The 2,206-nt window shown below is 43.4% G+C and carries 2 protein-coding genes; both read left to right on the top strand.

The annotated features are described in order from the left end of the window. Window positions 1-315 precede the first annotated feature (315 nt). Window positions 316-1,260: a chemotaxis protein CheW gene (locus F6K53_RS37965; RefSeq protein WP_293084882.1), complete on the top strand. Its 945-nt coding sequence runs from the start codon at window positions 316-318 to the stop codon at window positions 1,258-1,260. 23 nt (window positions 1,261-1,283) lie between these two features. After that, on the top strand, window positions 1,284-2,206 hold a 923-nt coding region (locus F6K53_RS37970), incomplete at its 3' end, for a GAF domain-containing protein (protein WP_293084879.1).

Below are 2,206 nucleotides of genomic sequence, written 5' to 3' on the forward strand. Positions count from 1 at the left end.
CGCCTAGTGGGATGAACACTGCCAGATGCCCATACCAAACGGCCATAGCTCAAGTAGAAGCTCCATTGCTGAGCAGTTGACACCTTCAGATCCAGTCGGCCAGTAAATTTTTCCTGACCGTAGCGTACTAGCTTAGCACTCAAGCTATTAGAGGTAGATTCAACCCTGGTTTTCATTGGTCCATAAATTCACGCAATTATAAAAACGTGAGCAGTCACTCTAACCAAAATTAAAAATTATTACAAATAAAGCTATTAAATACCTTGGAATTTATTTATCATAAATGTTTGATCATTTGGATAGTAACTTGTTGTGATGAGCAAAGAGCAGATTTCCAAGATAAGCAAAATTTTACAATTAGCTAAACAGGGAAACCCAAACGTCATCGCCGCCATGCTGAATCACAAACTTCAGCACGAAGGTATTATAGCTAAAGTTAAACTTCACGATAGCTGTTTATTGGTTTTACTCGAAGCAGACCCCGCTCCTAAACCAGGAGCCGTGGTAAGATTTATCTACCACACAATCAGCAAGTTAAAACCAAACTCAATTGATACCGTCAAAATTTTGGGCCGTAGCCTAACCGAGAAACAACCAGCATGGCGTAAACAAATTACACTAGAAAGCATTCCGGTGGTGCTTGACTTATCTACTTGGCTAGAGTCAGGCTCAACGGTAAGAACTAATCAAGTCGATTATTCTGTCTCCTGGCAGAAAAATGAACATAATTTCCAGGGTAATCAAGCTCAATTACCTCTCCCTACCTCCGTTAAGGTCAGTGTTGATGGCCAACTTCCCCCCCAGGAGAAATTTTTGCGCTTCCAAGTAGGGTCTGGTAATGGGGCGTTGTTACAGGTAAACTACATCCAAGCAATTCTGAATGTGTCGGTTGCTGAAATTTTGCCAATCCCCCATACTGCCGATAGTGTGATTGGGATTTACAACTGGCGTGGTGAAATGCTGTGGTTGTTAGATCTAAACTCTCTGCTAGGATTTCCTGGTGTTTGGCAACCCAAGGACATGCCGAGGACAAAAATCATGGTAATCGTACTTCAAGTAAACAGCAAACTGCTGGGACTGGTGGTTTCACAAGTGGAAGAAATAGAACAGCACCATTGGCAAAACTTACAACCCCCCGATCGATTATTGCCCCTCAGATTTGGACAATTTGTCAAAGCCTATCTTCCTGAAGCCAGTAGTATTATCTTAGATGCCCAACGAATTGTTCAAGCAGCACTTGATATAAAGTATGAAGTATAATTAAAATTTACGACTCTAGACAGATGTCAGAATCACAATGGGATGATAATGATTCAGAACTGCTATTAGAAAATCACAATCTCCTCAAGGAGGATACTCCGCAATTCTTTAACTCTGCTCGCCCCAACCTAGAGGGATTTAAGGTTAACCTAGACAGGCTAAAAACTGATCTAGAGCAACGCCGAAGGGTAGATAAATCAGACCTGAAAAAAAATTTGGAGCAATTTGAATCCTTTGGTCAGGAGGTTGAGCAGTTTACGGTAGGGGTGAATCTGGAAATTCAGCAATTGAAGCTTAGCTACGAAGAGGCACTCCAACAACAGTTCCAAGCCCAGCATGAAAAATTGTTAGAGCTTAGCAGATTAATGAGTGAAGCTGGGGACTGGGAAACCTTACTAAATAATACAGTCAATGGGGTTCAACATCTAAGCCAAGCCGAGCGGGTATTAATTTATCGCTTCAATTCTGCTCGCACCGGAATAGTTTTGGCAGAAGCAGTAGAACGGGGTTGGACTCCTGCGGTCGGGGAAACCCTAAATGCTACTGCTTTTGGGGCTGACTTGTCCACAGAGTATTTCCAGCAGTCAAGGGTAATTATCGATCAGGTCAGCAATGATTCGGTCACTCCCTACCAACTCCAGCTGCTGGAGAAATTTCAAGTTCAATCCAGTCTCAGCTTATGCTTGCCGGTATCGGGGAAAGCTTGGGGTTTGTTGGTCCTGCAGCAATGCCAGGCACAGACAAACCAAGACAGGTCGGTTCCATCCTGGACTCCACAACAGATTAATTCCTTTCAGACTATTGCCACAGAACTATCCCTTCACCTAGCTAACCACGAGTTACGCACTCAGTTGCAACAGCAGCAGGCGCGGGAAGTAACTGTGGCGAAAGTCATTAACAAAATTCGCCGTTCTCTGGATATCAAGACTATTTTCCAGACCACCAC

The organism is Moorena sp. SIO4A1 (assembly GCF_010672065.1).
Classification (GTDB): domain Bacteria; phylum Cyanobacteriota; class Cyanobacteriia; order Cyanobacteriales; family Coleofasciculaceae; genus Moorena.

Coding starts and splice junctions, on each gene's coding strand:
- F6K53_RS37965 (WP_293084882.1), top strand. CDS start 316: ATGAGCAAAGAGCAGATTTCCAAGATAAGCAAAATTTTACAATTAGCT.